At 71.3% G+C, this 15,305-nt stretch carries 20 protein-coding genes; 7 read left to right on the top strand and 13 right to left on the bottom strand.

What is annotated here, in order from left to right; all coding sequences use genetic code 11:
• Positions 1 to 212, top strand: a 212-nt coding sequence (locus QL987_RS13675) for a hypothetical protein (protein WP_290158125.1), incomplete at its 5' end; no start/stop codon positions are given.
• On the opposite strand, the gene QL987_RS13670 is transcribed toward QL987_RS13675, so the two are convergent.
• On the bottom strand, positions 168 to 527 hold the full coding sequence (locus QL987_RS13670; protein WP_221851837.1) for a sterol carrier family protein: 360 nt from the start codon (positions 525 to 527) through the stop codon (positions 168 to 170). The two genes, QL987_RS13675 and QL987_RS13670, sit on opposite strands and share 45 nt — an antisense overlap.
• Before the next feature lie 57 nt (positions 528 to 584).
• On the opposite strand from QL987_RS13670, the gene purD reads away from it, so the two are divergent.
• Positions 585 to 1,871 carry a phosphoribosylamine--glycine ligase gene (gene purD, locus QL987_RS13665; protein ID WP_290158124.1) on the top strand — a complete coding sequence of 429 codons (1,287 nt, stop codon included), beginning with the start codon at positions 585 to 587 and terminating at the stop codon, positions 1,869 to 1,871.
• Positions 1,868 to 2,746, top strand: coding sequence for a phosphoribosylaminoimidazolesuccinocarboxamide synthase (locus QL987_RS13660; RefSeq protein WP_290158123.1), 879 nt, complete (start codon positions 1,868 to 1,870; stop codon positions 2,744 to 2,746). Before purD ends, QL987_RS13660 begins: the two co-directional genes overlap by 4 nt.
• Positions 2,747 to 2,752: 6 nt before the next feature.
• Here the strand turns inward: QL987_RS13660 and QL987_RS13655 are convergent, their stop codons facing one another.
• A complete protein-coding gene (locus QL987_RS13655) occupies positions 2,753 to 3,958 on the bottom strand; it encodes a GAF domain-containing SpoIIE family protein phosphatase (protein ID WP_290158122.1) in 1,206 nt (401 codons plus the stop codon).
• Between the two features lie 103 nt (positions 3,959 to 4,061).
• On the opposite strand from QL987_RS13655, the gene QL987_RS13650 reads away from it, so the two are divergent.
• On the top strand, positions 4,062 to 4,382 hold the full coding sequence (locus tag QL987_RS13650) for a hypothetical protein (protein WP_253467281.1): 321 nt from the start codon (positions 4,062 to 4,064) through the stop codon (positions 4,380 to 4,382).
• 127 nt (positions 4,383 to 4,509) lie between these two features.
• On the opposite strand, the gene lepB is transcribed toward QL987_RS13650, so the two are convergent.
• Together lepB and QL987_RS13640 are read right to left on the bottom strand one after the other, a co-directional pair.
• Positions 4,510 to 5,142 (bottom strand): signal peptidase I, encoded by a 633-nt coding sequence (gene lepB, locus QL987_RS13645; protein ID WP_290158120.1) that lies wholly within the window; start codon positions 5,140 to 5,142, stop codon positions 4,510 to 4,512.
• Positions 5,139 to 5,672, bottom strand: a complete 534-nt coding sequence (locus QL987_RS13640) for a hypothetical protein (RefSeq protein ID WP_253467275.1) — start codon at positions 5,670 to 5,672, stop codon at positions 5,139 to 5,141. The genes lepB and QL987_RS13640 overlap by 4 nt, the downstream gene beginning before the upstream one ends.
• A gap of 106 nt (positions 5,673 to 5,778) precedes the next feature.
• On the opposite strand from QL987_RS13640, the gene QL987_RS13635 reads away from it, so the two are divergent.
• Positions 5,779 to 6,558, top strand: a complete 780-nt coding sequence (locus tag QL987_RS13635) for an SDR family oxidoreductase (RefSeq protein ID WP_290158118.1) — start codon at positions 5,779 to 5,781, stop codon at positions 6,556 to 6,558.
• A gap of 63 nt (positions 6,559 to 6,621) precedes the next feature.
• On the top strand, positions 6,622 to 7,569 hold the full coding sequence (locus QL987_RS13630) for a VOC family protein (protein ID WP_290158117.1): 948 nt from the start codon (positions 6,622 to 6,624) through the stop codon (positions 7,567 to 7,569).
• A gap of 34 nt (positions 7,570 to 7,603) precedes the next feature.
• Here the strand turns inward: QL987_RS13630 and QL987_RS13625 are convergent, their stop codons facing one another.
• The 8 genes from QL987_RS13625 to QL987_RS13590 all read right to left on the bottom strand — a co-directional run bounded on the left by QL987_RS13625 (position 7,604) and on the right by QL987_RS13590 (position 12,845).
• Positions 7,604 to 8,677: a hypothetical protein gene (locus tag QL987_RS13625; RefSeq protein WP_290158116.1), complete on the bottom strand. Its 1,074-nt coding sequence runs from the start codon at positions 8,675 to 8,677 to the stop codon at positions 7,604 to 7,606.
• An 11-nt stretch (positions 8,678 to 8,688) separates the two neighbouring features.
• On the bottom strand, positions 8,689 to 9,291 hold the full coding sequence (locus tag QL987_RS13620) for an ATP-binding cassette domain-containing protein (RefSeq protein ID WP_111074900.1): 603 nt from the start codon (positions 9,289 to 9,291) through the stop codon (positions 8,689 to 8,691).
• Entirely contained in the window at positions 9,282 to 10,340 is a 1,059-nt protein-coding gene (locus QL987_RS13615; RefSeq protein ID WP_290158114.1) for a peptidoglycan-binding protein, read from the bottom strand. The genes QL987_RS13620 and QL987_RS13615 overlap by 10 nt, the downstream gene beginning before the upstream one ends.
• Positions 10,337 to 10,690 (bottom strand): hypothetical protein, encoded by a 354-nt coding sequence (locus QL987_RS13610; RefSeq protein WP_290158113.1) that lies wholly within the window; start codon positions 10,688 to 10,690, stop codon positions 10,337 to 10,339. Before QL987_RS13610 ends, QL987_RS13615 begins: the two co-directional genes overlap by 4 nt.
• Positions 10,691 to 10,932: 242 nt before the next feature.
• A complete protein-coding gene (locus tag QL987_RS13605; protein WP_290158112.1) occupies positions 10,933 to 11,496 on the bottom strand; it encodes a hypothetical protein in 564 nt (187 codons plus the stop codon).
• A 47-nt stretch (positions 11,497 to 11,543) separates the two neighbouring features.
• Positions 11,544 to 11,825, bottom strand: a complete 282-nt coding sequence (locus tag QL987_RS13600; protein ID WP_290158111.1) for a hypothetical protein — start codon at positions 11,823 to 11,825, stop codon at positions 11,544 to 11,546.
• A gap of 114 nt (positions 11,826 to 11,939) precedes the next feature.
• On the bottom strand, positions 11,940 to 12,398 hold the full coding sequence (locus QL987_RS13595; protein ID WP_290158109.1) for a hypothetical protein: 459 nt from the start codon (positions 12,396 to 12,398) through the stop codon (positions 11,940 to 11,942).
• Between the two features lie 168 nt (positions 12,399 to 12,566).
• The gene (locus tag QL987_RS13590; protein ID WP_290158108.1) at positions 12,567 to 12,845 is read right to left on the bottom strand and encodes a hypothetical protein; all 279 of its coding nucleotides are present in this window, start codon (positions 12,843 to 12,845) and stop codon (positions 12,567 to 12,569) included.
• A 137-nt stretch (positions 12,846 to 12,982) separates the two neighbouring features.
• On the opposite strand from QL987_RS13590, the gene QL987_RS13585 reads away from it, so the two are divergent.
• Positions 12,983 to 13,549 (top strand): GNAT family N-acetyltransferase, encoded by a 567-nt coding sequence (locus tag QL987_RS13585; RefSeq protein WP_290158107.1) that lies wholly within the window; start codon positions 12,983 to 12,985, stop codon positions 13,547 to 13,549.
• Positions 13,550 to 13,776: 227 nt separating this feature from the next.
• Here QL987_RS13585 and QL987_RS13580 read toward each other — a convergent pair whose 3' ends face one another.
• Complete coding sequence (locus QL987_RS13580) at positions 13,777 to 15,282, bottom strand: catalase (protein ID WP_290158106.1); 1,506 nt, start codon at positions 15,280 to 15,282, stop codon at positions 13,777 to 13,779.
• Positions 15,283 to 15,305: the final 23 nt, after the last annotated feature.

Raw genomic sequence — 15,305 nt, 5'->3', positions numbered from 1 at the left:
CCGGCGGTCACGGGGGCGGGGTCGGGGCGCTCGTCGTCCGCGAGGCGTTCGTACTGCCGCCGACGGTCGCGGTACTGCTGGTCGTCGGGGCACTCGTGCTGCTGCTGGTGCGACGCGCGCGGTCGGCGGACCGGTCGGGGCTGCCGGACGTGCCGGGGCAGACGGACTCAGGGCAGACGGACCGGCAGGAACGCGGCGAGGTCCGCCCGTGAACCGGAGGCGCTGACGCGTCGGGCGGTGTCCGGGTCGTCCCAGCGCAGGCGTCCGGTGGCGAGCGCGAGCCACGTCGCCGGGTCGGTCTCGACGACGTTCGGCGGGGTCCCGCGAGTGTGCCGCGGGCCGGGCACGGCCTGCACGGCCGCGAACGGCGGGACCCGGACCTCCACGCTGTTGCCGGGGACGTCCTCGGCCAGGCGCTGCAGGGTCCAGCGGACGGCGGTCGCCATCGAGGTGCGGTCCGTCGCGCCGGCGGTCACGGCCTCCAGGGCAGCCCGCCCGACGGCGTCTTCGATGGTCCTCGGCGGCATCTCCACAGGCTAGCCGGTGCGCTGCGGGCGGCGAGTCGGGCTCGGTAGGGTGATCGCGTGCGAATCCTCGTCCTCGGTTCCGGTGCCCGCGAGCACGCGATCATCACGGCCCTCCTGGCGGAGCACGCCGCGTCCCCGGACGGTGGCGGTCACGTCATCACGGCCGCGCCCGGCAACGCCGGCATCGCCGCCGACGTCGAGACGGTGTCGCTCGACCCGTCGAACGGCGCCCTGGTGGCGGAGTACGCGTTCGAGAACGACGTCGACCTGGTCGTCGTCGGGCCCGAGGCCCCGCTCATCGCCGGCGTCGCCGACCCGCTGCGCACCCGCGGCATCCCGGTCTTCGGTCCGGGCAAGGCCGCCGCGCAGCTCGAGGGCTCCAAGGCGTTCGCCAAGCGGATCATGGCCGACGCCGGGGTGCCGACCGGACGCCCGGTGTACGCCGGCACGGTGGACGAAGCCGCGGCGGCACTCGACGACCTCGGCGCACCGTACGTCGTCAAGGCCGACGGACTGGCCGCCGGCAAGGGCGTCCTGGTGACCGAGGACCGTCAGGCGGCGCTCGACCACGCGACCTACTGGCTGCAGCACGGACACGTCGTGGTCGAGGAGTTCCTCGACGGCGAAGAAGTGTCGCTGTTCTTCCTCAGCGACGGGCACGACGTCCGGCCGCTCTCCCCCGCGCAGGACTACAAGCGTCTGGGCGACGGCGGCCTCGGGCCGAACACCGGCGGCATGGGCGCGTACTCGCCGCTGCCGTGGCTCGACGAGCGATGGGGCTCCGAGCAGGCCTTCGTGGACGAGGTCACCGAGCTCGTCGCCCTGCCGACCGTCCGCCAGCTCGAACACGAGGGCACGCCCTTCGTCGGACTGCTCTACTGCGGGCTCATCGTCACCGAGCAGGGCGTGCGGGTCATCGAGTTCAACGCGCGGTTCGGCGACCCCGAGACCCAGGTCGTGCTCCCCCGCCTGGCGACCCCGCTGAGCAGCCTGCTGCTGGCCGCCGCCACCGGGCAGCTCGGCAGCACCCCGCGGCCGGAGTTCCGCGACCAGGCGGCCGTCACCGTCGTCCTGGCCAGCGAGGGGTACCCGGAGAACCCGGTGACCGGCCGGGTCATCACCGGGGTGGACGCCGCGAACGCCCGTGACGGCGTCGCCGTCCTGCACGCCGCGACCGGCACCCTCGACGGCGACCTCGTCGCCACCGGCGGACGCGTGCTCAGCGTCGTCGCGACCGGCGCCGACTTCGCCCAGGCGCGCGACCGCGCGTACGCGGGGCTGCACGACATCACCCTGCCCGGCGGCCAGTTCCGCACCGACATCGCCACGAAGGTCGTCCGATGAGCACCGCACCCGTCGTCGAGGGCTGGCGTCACGTCTCGTCCGGCAAGGTCCGCGAGCTCTACGTCCCGGCCGACACCGCCGACGTCGCCGGCGCCACCGAACTGCTGCTGCTGGCCTCGGACCGGGTCAGCGCGTACGACTTCGCGCTCGAGCCGCCGATCCCCGGCAAGGGCGAGCTGCTGACGCGGCTGTCCCGCTTCTGGTTCGACCAGCTGCGCGACGTCCCGAACCACCTGCTCACGCCGAGCGGCACCACGACCCCGGTCCCGGCCGACGTCGAGGCCCGGTCGATGCACGTCATGCCGCTCCGGATGTTCCCGATCGAGTGCGTCGTCCGCGGGTACCTGGTCGGCAGCGGCTGGGCCGAGTACCAGCAGTCCGGCAGCGTCTGCGGTGTCGCCCTGCCCGCCGGGCTGTCGAACGGCGACCGTCTGCCGGAGCCGATCTACACGCCGGCGTACAAGGCACCGCAGGGTGAGCACGACGAGAACATCTCGTTCGAGCGCACCGAGGAGCTCGTCGGAGCGGCCGATGCGGCAGCCCTCCGTGACCTGTCGCTCGCGGTGTACTCCGACGCGGCGGCGATCGCCCTGCAGCGCGGGGTCGTCATCGCGGACACGAAGTTCGAGTTCGGGCGCGACGCCGACGGGCTGATCCGCATCGCCGACGAGGTCCTGACGAGCGACTCCAGCCGCTACTGGGACGCCGTCACGTACGAGTCGGGCAACCGCACGGACTCGTTCGACAAGCAGATCGTCCGCGACTGGCTCAGCGCCAACTGGGACCGCACCGGCACGCCGCCGGTGCTGCCGGACGAGGTCGTCGCCCGGACGGCCGCCCGGTACCGGGAACTCATCGAGCGCCTCGGCGCCTGACGCGGGTCAGGCGTCGCGGGAGACCACGACGACGGTCAGGTCGTCGCCCGGGTCGTGCTCGATCGCACGCCCGCGGACGCCCGCCAGGAACGCGCCGAGGTCCGGCGACTTCCGGTACAGCGCACCGAGACGGGACAGCGACGCCAGGGTCGAGTCCCAGAGCTCGAGCGCCCCGTCGCTGACCAGCACGAGCGAGTCGCCCGGTTCGAGGACGAGCTGCCCGACGCTACGGTCGATGCCGACCGGGTGCAGGCCGATCGGTAGGTCGACGGAGCGCAGGACGGTCTCGGTGCCGTCGGCGTGCAGGTGCAGCACGAGCCCGTGCCCCGCGTCGACGAAGTCGAGCCTGCCCGTGGTGGTGTCGAGTCGGCCGTGGAAGAGCGTGGCGAAGGCCTCGGCTGCGCTGAGGTCCGGCGCCACCTGCTCCTCGAGCGCGGCGACGGCGGTCGGCGGGGCCTCGTTGCAGCGGGCGAGCAGTGCTCCGCGCATCCCGGCGGCGAGGAGGCCGGCGGCCATGCCCTTCCCCATCACGTCCGCGACGGTCAGGTCGACGGTGTCGCCGGCCACACGCCACTCGTGGAAGTCACCCGACACGATGCCGTGCGGGATCGACGTGCCGCCGATCGTCCACCCCGGCAGGTCGACGGTGCGCGGCTGCAGACCCGTCAGGACGGCACGGATCCGGTCGTCGTCGAGGCCCGTGGCGAGCTCGCGCTCCGCCCAGACTGCGAGTTCCTGCAGCAGGACGACGTCGTCCGCGGTCAGGGTCCGGGGCTCCGGATCGATGAGGCAGAGCGTGCCGACCTTGGTCGCGTCGGCACCCACGTGCAGCGGGACCCCGGCGTAGAAGCGGACGTTCGGGTCGTCGTTCACCATCGGCAGGTCCGAGAACCGCTGGTCGTCGCGGGCGTCCGCCACGACCACGGGACCGTCCTGGTGCAGGGTCCGTCCGCAGAAGGTGTCACGGAGCGGCGTCGACCCGGGGAACACCGCGTCGGACTGCTGGGACTTGTGGAAGAGCAGGTCGTCGCCCGCCAGGTTGAGGAACGAACCGGCGACCCCGAAGGCCTCGCGTGCGATCCGGGTGATGCGTTCGAAGCGCTCCTCGGGCCCGCCCTGCACCACGTCCAGGGCGGCCAGGAGGGCAGCACGACGAGCGGTTTCGGGAGCGGAAGCCTGATCCGCATGCTGCTCCACGTGCTCGATGCTCATGTCTCCACGCTAACGCGGATACCGGACAGCGCCCTCGTCCTGTGTCCAGAACGCATGCCCCCAGTGGACGGGTCACCCGGCCGCCGCCGCGTACTCTGGGGCGGTGCTCCGCCGTGTCGTCCCCGTCCTCGCCCTGGTCTGTGGCGCGACCCTGGCCCTCACCGGCTGCGGCGCGCAGAACCCGACCGGGCAGGTGTCCGTCACGGTGTCGCAGAACGCTGCCGACCACCCGTACCAGGTGAAGGTGTTCCTGCCGAACGGGGAGCCGTCGTCGCACCAGCAGGTCTACCCGGGGGACACCGCCGACTTCGCGGGCGTGCCCCTCGGCGAGGTGACCGTCCGCGCCGGCGACCTGTGCCCGGAGCGGGCTCAGGTCCGAGCCGACCAGGTCGCGAAGGTGACGCTGACGACCGTCGGGTGCTGAGCCTCCCGGCCGGGAGGCGCGGAGCGGGTCCGCCCCGTCACCCCGCGCTGCGTCACCCCGCGGTGCGTCACCCCGCGGTGCGTCACGTCGCGGTGCGTCACCCCGCGGTGCGTCACTTCGCGCTGCGTCACTTCGCTTCGGGCACCGCGTCCCACTCCGCGCCGTAGCGCGACAGCACCGACCACCGGTCGACCGGCCAGGTGATGACGAACGCGCGGCCCACGACGTCGTCCAGCGGGACGTTGCCGTGGATGCGCGAGTCGGCCGAGTTGTAGCGGTTGTCGCCCATCACCCAGATCCGCCCCTTCGGCACCGTGATCGAGAAGTCGTCACCCGACACCCGCTTCACGTCCGCCGGCAACCGCACGTACGGCTCGTCGACGGCGTGCCCGTTCACCGACAGCCGGCCCTGGGCGTCGCAGCACTGCACGCGGTCCCCCGGCAGCCCGATGACCCGCTTGATGAGGTCGTCGCCCTGCCCCGGGCCGAGCCACGCGTTCGGGTCGCGGAAGACGACGACGTCCCCGCGCTCGAGCGGCATCACGTGCGGCACGAGCTCGTTGACGAGCACGCGGTCGCCGACGAGCAGGGTGTTCTCCATCGACTCCGACGGGATGTAGAACGAGCGCACCAGGTACGCCTTGACCAGGAACGAGGCGAGCAGCGCCAGCACGACGATGACCACCAGGTCGCGGATGAACCGCTTCGTCGACCTGCGGCGTTCGTCCGCAGCGCCCGCCTCCGGAGCCTCGGTACTCAATGTGTCGCCACCACCTTCACCAGCGAGATGGCGAGCGCGACCGCGGCGAGCACGATCCCGCCCCACAGCCCCAGGAACGAGGGCCGCTTCCCACTGAACCGCTGCAGGACCACCCCGACCAGGCCGATGCGGACGACCAGGATGACGACCGCCGCGATCTGCGCGCCCTCTGCCGGCAGCCACCCGACCCACGCGGCCGCGTAGAGCACCGCCGGGATCAGCCCGGAGGTCGCGATCGGGTTCGCGTTCCGGGTGATCACCGCGACGGTCTCGCGACGGGCGTCCTCGTCGTCGGTGGCACCGATCGAGTGCGCCACCAGGTGCGACAGGACGTGCGCCAGGTAGGTCAGGACCGCGGTCGCCAGCACCGTCAGCACCGCGGCGCCGTGCTCGATCTGCTCCGGCGAGACCGCGATCGCGACGGCGAGCACCGTGATGTTGCCGTAGATGTACGACGACATGCGGTCGCGGGCCTGCTCGACCGGCAGGTCTTCGGGTCGCGGGCGGCGACCTCGGCGTTCAGGGGGCATCGGTCCATCTTGGCCCGTCCCGGCCGGGTCCGGCTGACGAGCAACCGGGTGTGATGCCAAGGTGGTCAGGACCGTGCACCGCCGCACGGTCGGGATGGAGGCCCGCATGACGAACCGCAGACCACTCGCCCTGGTGACCGGGGTCGGCCGACGAGCCGGCATCGGCGCCGCGATCGCCATCCGCCTCGCGACCGACGGCTGGGACCTCGCGATCAGCTGGTGGGGTCCGTACGACGAGCGGGTGCACGGGGCTGCCGACCCGGCGGGGGTGGACGCGGTCGTCGCGGAGTGTGTGGCAGCGGGAGCTGCCGTGACGCGCCTCCCGGTCGACCTGGGTGACCCGGAGCAGGCGGCCGCACTCGTCGGCCGTGCCGAGGCAGAGGCGGGCGCACCGGTGACCGCCGTCGTCATGTCGCACTGCGAGTCGGCGGACTCCGACTTCGCGACGACGACCGTCGAGTCGTTCGACAAGCACCTGACCGTGAACGTGCGCGCGCCGTTCCTCATCGTGCAGTCGTACGCGCGACGGCTGCGGGAGGGTGCCGATGTGCCGCTCGACCGCCGCCGGGTGATCGCGCTGACGAGCGACCACGTCGGGTTCAACCTGCCGTACGGCACCAGCAAGGGAGCGCTCGACCGGCTGGTCGTCGGAGCGGCGATCGAGCTCGGCGACGTCCGGGTGAGCGCGAACACCATCAACCCGGGGCCGAACGACACCGGGTGGATGACGGACGAGATCCGGCAGTCCGCCGTCGACCAGACCCCGCTCGGACGGCCGTCGATGCCGACCGACACCGCCGCGCTCGTCGGGTTCCTGTGCGGGCCGGACGGCGGCTGGGTGAACGGGCAGCTGCTCAAGACGGACGGTGGGTTCAGCGCGAAGTGAGGACGCCGGGGTGCTCGGGGTCCTTTTGTTGACGCGTCAACGATCTCGGCGCAGACTGAGCGGATGAACTCGCAGGACCTCCTCGCCGCGGACACCGGGATGGGCGCCGTCACGCTCCGGGTCGCCGACCTCGATGCCATGACGGCGTTCTACCGGGACGGTGTGCGGCTGACGGTGCTCGTGCAGGAGGCGGCGCGGGTCGTGCTCGGGCGGCCGGCGTCGGGCGGGGGCACGGTGTCGGCTGGGGGTGCGGTGCCGGCTGGCGGTGCGGTGCCGCCTGGCGGTGCGCTCGACGTGCCCGTCGTCGTGCTCGAGCATGAGCCCGCGCTCCGGCACGCGAGCCCCGGGCAGGCCGGCCTGTTCCACACCGCCGTCGTGTTCGACGACCGTGCGGACCTGGCCGCCGCGCTGTACTCCGTCGCCACGCGGTACCCGCAGTCGTTCACCGGTAGCGCCGACCACCTGGTCAGCAACGCGTTCTACTTCACCGACCCGGAGGGCAACGGCGTCGAGCTGTACTGGGACCGCGACCGCACCGAGTGGTCGTGGACGCACGGGTCGATCGACATGGACACCGTGTACATCGACCCGAACGCGTTCCTGCAGGAGCACCTCACCCCCGAGGCGCTCGAGCACGCCGACGCCCGACCCGCCAGAGTCGGCCACGTGCACCTGTCGGTCGGGGACGTGGCCGCAGCGAAGGCGTTCTACGTCGACACGCTCGGCTTCACGACCACCGCAGCGATGGGCAGCCAGGCGTTGTTCGTCAGCGCCGGCGGGTACCACCACCACATGGCGATGAACACGTGGAACTCCCGGGGAGCGGGTCGCCGGCAGCAGGCGCTCGGCCTCGGGTTGGTCCGGATCGAGGTCCCGGCCGTCGACGACCTCGGCGCGCTGACCACGCGCATGCACGATGCCGGGGTGCAGACCGCGGACGACGGACGGACGGTCGCGTTCGACGACCCGTGGGCGAACCGCATCGAGGTGACCACCACAGGTCGGGGCTGACCTGTCGGGCGTGCGCCGCGCCTCCCGGTCAGCGTCATCGGGTGCGGAAGTACCGGTGCAGGTCACGCTCCCGGATCAGCGCGACGCTCGCGGCTCCCCCGACGACGACACCGACGAGTCCGAGCGTGCTGAGCACTGCGGCACCGGCGAGGATCGGCAGACCGTCGCCGGCCGGCAGGCCCCGGACCATCACGACGGACACGGCGAGTGCCAGCGTCGCGCCCACCGAGCCCCACGCCAGGTGTTGGACCGCGATGCCGAGCGCCTGCGCCGCCACACCGACCCCGACGTGACGGTCCGAGGCGATGGACAACCGCCGACGTGACACCGCGGCGCACCCGACCACCAGTCCGAGTCCGACCGCCACCGACTCGAGCAAGCCCACGGTCGGCGGCTCGCTCGGGAGGAACGTCGTGCCGGATCGCGGGTTCAGCTGGCCGAGCGTCGACCGTTCGCCGTCCTCGGAACCGCTCGCCGGCAGCAGCGTCCGCCGGAGCGCGGCGACGGCGGACTCGTCCGCCGGCCAGATCGTCGCCCAGCACGTATCGAAGGGCGCGCCGTCGTCAGCGGCGGGTGCCAGGACCGCGTACGACAGCTCGGGGTCGCGGCCGTCGTCCGGGTAGGCGTAGACCCCGGCGACCGGGACCGGGCCGTCCGGGGTGGCGATGCGCTGGCCCGCCCGGACGCCGAGGACGTCGGCCACCTCGGGGGCGACGACGACACCCGCGTCGGCCGTGGACCCGGTGACGCTGAACAGTGCGGTCGCTCCGCCGGTCACCTCGTAGGTCGGGATCGAGCTTCCCGGGAGCGCCGCGACGACCATGCCGTCCTCGGTCTTCCGGAAGGCCCCGGCGGCCAGCACGTTCGGCTCGTCGGCCAGTGCCGCGCACGCTCGCCCGTCGATCCGTCCGGCAGCCGTGAACACCTGCGTTGCGGCACCGGACGTCACCCACTGGGCGGCGGCGCGGACGTCGGCTGTGACGGTGACGGTCCGGCTGCCGACGACACCGGCGAGCAGCACCGCCAGGACCACTGCGCAGACGACCCCGGCGCCGGCACCCGAGCTGAGGTCCCGCCAGGCTTCCCGGAGCACCTCGATCGTCCGCATGCGGGGCCGTCTCACCGGAACGCCCCGAGGTCCAGGACCGCCCCGCACGCTGCCCGGGTGGCGTCGTCGTGCGTCGCGACGACGACGGTGGTGCCGGCGGCTGCGAGTTCGGCGATCACGTCGTTCACCTCGGCCGCGGTCGTCCGGTCGAGTTGCGCGGTGGGTTCGTCGACGAGCATGAGCGTCGGGGCCGCGGCGACGCCCCGAGCGAGCATCAGCCGCTGTGCCTCGCCACCCGAGAGTTCGCGGAACCGCGCTGTGGCCCGGCCCGCGAGACCGAAACGCTCGAGGACGACCATGGCCCGGTCCTCGGCCGCACGTCGACGCATCCCTCGGGCGAGCAACGGCAGGGTCACGTGGTCGAGGGCGGTCCGGCGCGCCACCCCGTGCGGGTTCTGGAACACCCACAGCACGGCGGCGTCATCGGGCAGTTCCACCCGTCCGGACGTCGGCGTGGTCATCCGGGCGAGGATCGCGAGCAGCGTCGACTTCCCGGAGCCGCTCGGGCCGACCAAGGCCGTCACGGTGCCCTCGTCGAAGGTCCGCTCGACGTCGTGGAACAGCTCGGTGCCGTTCGGCCACCGGTGTCCGACAGCGCTGAGGCTCACCGGCACGGCCGACCACCCTCGGGTGTCGCGCGGATGCGGTCGAGTGTGGTCCCCGATCCGGCCCGGACGAAGGACTGACCGAGTTCCGAACCGACGACCTCGACCCGGACCGGATCCCCGGTCACCGGTTGCACGCACGCGTGGTCGTCCCGGAGGTCCCAGAGCGCGGTCGGGGGGACGACCTGGACCGTGAGCGCCTCGGCGAGCGCCCACGTCGCCGGCAGCGTGGGGACGCCGTCGGCGGACGCCACCGTCGCGGCGTACTCCGGGAGCGCGCCGATCTGCGCGAGTGCTGCCGGGTCCGTCACCACTCCGTGGTCGTCGACGGCGCTGCGGAACTGTCCGACGGTGATCGCACGCGGGCCGGCCACGACGTCCGCCGGGAGCTGCTCGATCCGTGCTCCGCGCAGTTCGGCGGGCAGCTCGACGAGCGTTCCGTCGGCGTCCACCGGCGCCCCGACCACCGCCGTGCAGGTCCGGACCGTTGCCTCTGCCGCGGGGATCCATGCGAAGGCCGAGCGCTCGATCGTGTCGTCCGAGAGCGCCGAACGCGGAACGTCGTGGGCCAGGAGGAACGACCGCACTGCCCGGAGCGTCCCCGGTCCGACGATCCCGTCGACGGTGATCCTCGAACCCAGTCGAGCGAGTTCCTGTTGCAGTCCGCGGACGTCCTCGCCCCGGTCGTCGTCGTGGAGGTCTCGGAACAGCGGCGTCCCACTGGCCAACGCGATCACCGGCAGGTCGTCGACCCGGGCGATCTCCGTGCCGCTCCGGACCACCCCACCAGTCGCACACGACGACGACGTGACGATGCCGGTCCGGCTCGTGACCACAGCGCGGGGCGCACCGGTGTCGAGCGCCAGCTGCACCTGGTGTTCGTCGGCGTCCGACCGCTCGGTGACCGCCACCGTCTCGACCGGGGTCGCCGTCCGCAGGGCCGCGGGCGGATCGGCCGGGAGTGCGAAGACCGCGCCGACACCGGCGGCTGCAGCGACCAGCAGGCTGCCGAGACCGAGGAGCGAGCCGGACAGCATGCTGTTGCGCCGCCCGCTCATCCCTGCCACCGAAGCCCGAGTGGGTCGATTCGACACCGGGTGGCCTCCGGAGACCACTGCTCGAAGGAGAAGCGGTCGTCGGCCTGCTCACTTCGCCATCGCCGTTGTGTGTAGTCCGCGCCGACGACTCCCGAGCGCTGCAGACATGCCACCTGGATCGTGGCCTCGGCCCGGTGCTCAGGGTTCCGTCGGACCGCGTCGAACAGCATCGAGATCCCGTGGTCGTACCGGCGTGAGCAGTCGCGACGGTACGAGGTCGCCTGCTCGATGGTCTCGTGTTGTCCGTACAGCGGGTCCATCTCGGCAGCTCCGTCGCTGAGCTCGGCGTACCGGTACCCGTGTGCCCGCATGCACTTGCTCGTCCGGGAGCGTGCATCCGCACGTTCATCGACAGTGATCACACCGTCCGTGAGGAGCCTCACCTGGTAGGGACTCACCGCTGCTTCCGCGAACTCTGCTGCCCAGGGCCCTGCGGCCACGAAGGCAGCGGGGTCCATCCGCTGAGGGCTCGGCTCGACGGCGACCGGAGTCGATTGGGTGCAGCCGCTCACGACCAGGGTGACCACCACCATCGGCACGCACCATCGCCGCTTCACGACGTCCGCCACAGACCGAGCGGATCTTCGCGACAATGCACCGCCGCTGGAGACCACTCATTGAACGAGAAGACGCCTGAGTCCTCCTCCGACCGCCACTGCCGCTCGGAGTACGACGACCCGACCACGCCTGCTTGTCGGAGGCACGTGACGGAGATCTTCGCCTCATCTCGCTTCGCGGGGTTACGCCGGATCTGCTCGAAGAGCAACGAGATGTTCCTGTCCCACCGCTTCGAGCATTCCTCCAAGTGACGCGACATGTCTTCGACATCCGTTGCAGCCCCTGATCGGAGCGGCTCGCCTTCGGCGCTGCCGTCGTCATGTTCCTTCCACCGCCAACCGGCGTCCCGCATGCAAGCTGCCAGGCGAGTGTGAGCGTCCGCTCGCTCCGCCGAGGTGATGACTCCATCGTGCAGAACTGCCCGCTCGTAGGCCCCCGCGCCTGTGAACGCCGTGGCGAAATCAGCCGCCCACGGACCCGCGTCGACGAACTGCGACAGGTCGGGTTCATCCGCGGGTCGATCGGAGAGCGGCTTCGAGCATGCCCCGGTCGTGCTCACGATCCCAGCCAGTGCCAGGACGGCCACACTCCGCCGCGCCCGCCTCCTCACTGCGACCGGACCATGCCGTACTTGCGGATCCCCGCCCAGCACACCGGCTCGTATGACCACTTGTTCGCCGTCGCACGGTTTCCCGTCTTGATCTGCAACGAGGCTCCGACGGCCACGAAGTGCCGGGCTGCCCCGCACCCCGTGTAGTTCTTGCCCTTCGTCTGGGTGATCTGCCCCCAGCACGCAGCCGCGTTCGCCTCCGGCGCCATCGCCGAGTCGACCGCAACTCCTCCGCTGACGACGGTCCCGACGAGGACTGCGCCGAGGATCAACTTCATGAACATGTTCGTCCTTCCATTCCGCGAACACCCCTACTGATGTGCAACGTATTACCCATCACCGGGTGACGCAACTGTTCGCGTCGCATCTCGGTGGACCGGCATGATCGCGCCTCACGGCGTCCGCCACAGCCCGAGCGGATCGAGCGTGCACTGCTTCGCTGCCGTGTCGTACTCCGGGAACGAGAACACCCCCGCGTCGTACTCGGCCCGCCACTTCCGCTCGCTGTAGTCCTTGCCGACCAGCCCGGCCTTCTGTAGACACCTGACGGTGATCGCGGCCTCGTCCTGCTTCTGCGGGTTCCGACGCGTCTCCTCGAAGAGCATCGTCACGTACTGGTCGTACCGCTCCTCGCAGGCACGGAGAACCGGATCGGACCGCTCGAAGAAGTCATCCGGGTACTTGCCGTCACGGGACTCGAGCTCGAAGCCGCCGTCCGTGGCGTACGCGATGTCGAGCCCCGACTCCCCCAGGCACTGCCGGACATGGTGATGCGCGTCCTCGAGCTCCGCCGGCGTGACCTCGCCGTCACGGAGGATCGCTGCCTCGTACGAGGAGACCCCGTGCTGCAACGCATCGCGGAATTCGTCCGCCCACGGCCCGGTGGCCGTCAGCGATCCCGCGTCGGACGTCGATGGGGCCCGTCGTTGCTGCCCTCCGGTACAGCCGGCGAGGCCGATGGAGACCACGGCCGCGCCAGCAATTACCGCCATGACGCGGCCGCGCTCTCGACCACGCATCTACTTCGCCGTCATCCCGTACGAGACGACGTTCGCCCAGCAGGCGTTCTGGGTGGAGTACCTGCCCCGCGTCACCCACGCTCCGTACTTCGACTTCGCGTTCCTGATCGCATCCCAGTGCCGGGCCGACGAACAGGTGTTGTTCTTGCCCTTCCAGATGCTGACCGACCCGTAGCAGGCCGCCGCCTCTGCCCGGGGTGCGGTCGCGGCGTCGAGCGCCACCGTGCCGCTGACGAGCGTGCCGACGACGGCTGCGCCGAGGACCAACTTCGTGATCATCCGTGTTCCCTCCTTCGCCACGAGTTCTCTCGTGGACGGCGCCACGGTAAGACCCCTGCAGACCGAGATTCCAGTTCCTCGTATCCGGAATACAGAAGCGCCCAGCAAGCACGGCACTTCCCGGGCAGGATGGGCGGATGAGCGAAGACATCCGGTGGGAGGTGGTCGAGGAGAGCGCAATGACGCTCACCGACCACGAGGCGATCGCAGCGATGCTGGCGCAGGCGTTCCCGAGCTGGTCGCACTGGTACGTCGGAGGCCGGAGCTGGTCCGGGATGCAACCCGAGCGCCGCGTGCTCGGCCGGACCGCGGACGGCGTCGTCCTGGCCCACGTCGGCATCCGCCGGATGTTCGTCACGGTCGGCGGCGAGGACGTCCTGGTGGGCGACACCGGCCTGGTCGGTGTATCACCCCGCTTGCAGGGCACCGGGGTGGGTCGCGAGCTGATGGAACGAGTCCACGACGTGCTCGACGGGCTCCGCGTGCCGTACGGCTTCCTCGGCGCCGGCGAGGACCGGATCCCCTTCTACGCCCACATGGGCTGGCACGAGTTCCCCGAAGCGATCGGCACCTTCAGTGCCTTCACCGCGGAGGGCGCCGGGGTCGTCGAGACCGAGCAGGGCGGCTGGATGGTCCGGCCGGTGACGGCCCGGCTCGAGGACTGGCCGGAGGGTCCGATCCTCCTCAACGGCCAGCAGGTCTGAGGGACCCGATCCCGACGCGCCCGCCTGCGGTCGCCGAGCGGTCAGGAACGGTCGCACCGGGCCTCCCGGAACGACGGTTGCCGACCACTCGACGGAACTGAACGGGGAGTCTCGACCGCTCGGCGCGCCGCCTGCGCCGAGCAGGCGGGCCGACAGACCACAGACGGGAGGCGCGGTGCGAGTCGAACTCGCACCGCGCCTCCCGTCTGTGGTCTGTGCCCCAGTTGCTACGCCTCGACGGCGACCTTCTGCGGGTCCTCGTTCGAGCCCGGCGCGCTCGGCGCGACGGCCGCACGGACGCGCGCACCGAGGTCGGGGTCGACGCTCGTCCAGTAGGCGAAGACGCGCTCGCGCAGGTCGTCGCGCGTCACCTTGGAGACGTGGCCGGCGATGTTGCCGACGAGACGCTCGCGGGCTGCATCGTCCAGGACCTCGCGGTAGAGCGTGCCCGCCTGGCCGAAGTCGTCGTCCTCGGGGTGCAGGGTCGCGGCGGAGCGCTGGAGCGCACCGTCGGACTCCCAGCCCGGGGCGTCGTCGGTCGCGGTCGGGTCGGCGTGGGCGCCACCGAGCGAGTTCGGCGCGTACACGGGGACTTCCGACTTCTGGAAGTCGAAGCGCATCCCGCCGTCCTTCGAGTACGAGTGCACCTCGTTCTTCGGGGCGTTGACCGGCAGCTGCGCGTGGTTCGTGCCGACCCGGTAGCGGTGGGCGTCCGCGTAGCTGAAGATGCGCGCGAGGAGCATCTTGTCCGGGCTGGCCGCGATGCCGGGCACGAAGTTCGAGGGGGCGAAGGTCGCCTGCTCGATCTGCGCGAAGTAGTTCTCGGGGTTGCGGTTCAGCTCCATCGTGCCGACCTCGATGAGGGGGTAGTCCGCGTGCGGCCACACCTTCGTCAGGTCGAACGGGTTGAAGCGGTACTCGGCAGCCTCGTCGTAGGGCATGACCTGCACCTTGAGGGTCCAGCGCGGGAAGTCCTGGCGCTCGATGGCCTCGTGGAGGTCGCGGATGTGGAAGTCCGCGTCCTCGCCGGCGATGCGGTCGGCGTCCTCCTGCGTCAGGGTCTTGTGCCCCTGCTCGGTGATGAAGTGGTACTTCACCCAGAAGCGCTCGCCCTCGGCGTTGACCCACTGGTAGGTGTGCGAACCGAAGCCGTCCATGTTCCGCCAGCTGGCCGGCAGGCCGCGGTCGCCCATGAGCCACGTGACCTGGTGCGCCGACTCGGGCGACAGCGTCCAGAAGTCCCACTGCATGTCGTGGTCGCGGAGGTGGGAGCCCGGCAGGCGCTTCTGCGAGCGGATGAAGTCCGGGAACTTGATGCCGTCGCGGATGAAGAACACCGGGGTGTTGTTGCCGACGAGGTCGTAGTTGCCCTCGGACGTGTAGAACTTCAGCGCGAATCCACGGGGGTCGCGCCAGGTGTCGGGCGAGCCCTGCTCACCGGCGACGCTCGAGAAGCGGGCGAGCATCTCGGTGGTCTGACCGGGCTGGAGGAACGCGGCACGCGTGTACTGCGAGACGTCGTGCGTGACGGTGAAGGTACCGAACGCCCCGCCGCCCTTCGCGTGGACGACGCGCTCCGGGACGCGTTCGCGGTTGAACTGGGCGAGCTTCTCGACCAGGTAGTGGTCGTGCAGGGCGATGGGGCCGTCGGCGCCGACTCCCATGGAGTGCTGGTCGCTGGAGACCGGGGCCCCGCTGTTGGTCGTGGTGGTGGGCGTGTTCTGGTCGGACACGGTTCCTCCTCAGGTGGAACGTA

The organism is Curtobacterium sp. APC 4022, assembly GCF_030407555.1.
In the GTDB taxonomy this organism is placed as follows: domain Bacteria; phylum Actinomycetota; class Actinomycetes; order Actinomycetales; family Microbacteriaceae; genus Curtobacterium.
The sequence above is the reverse complement of the archived record's forward strand: the minus strand, read 5'-3'. Positions and strand labels throughout refer to the sequence as shown.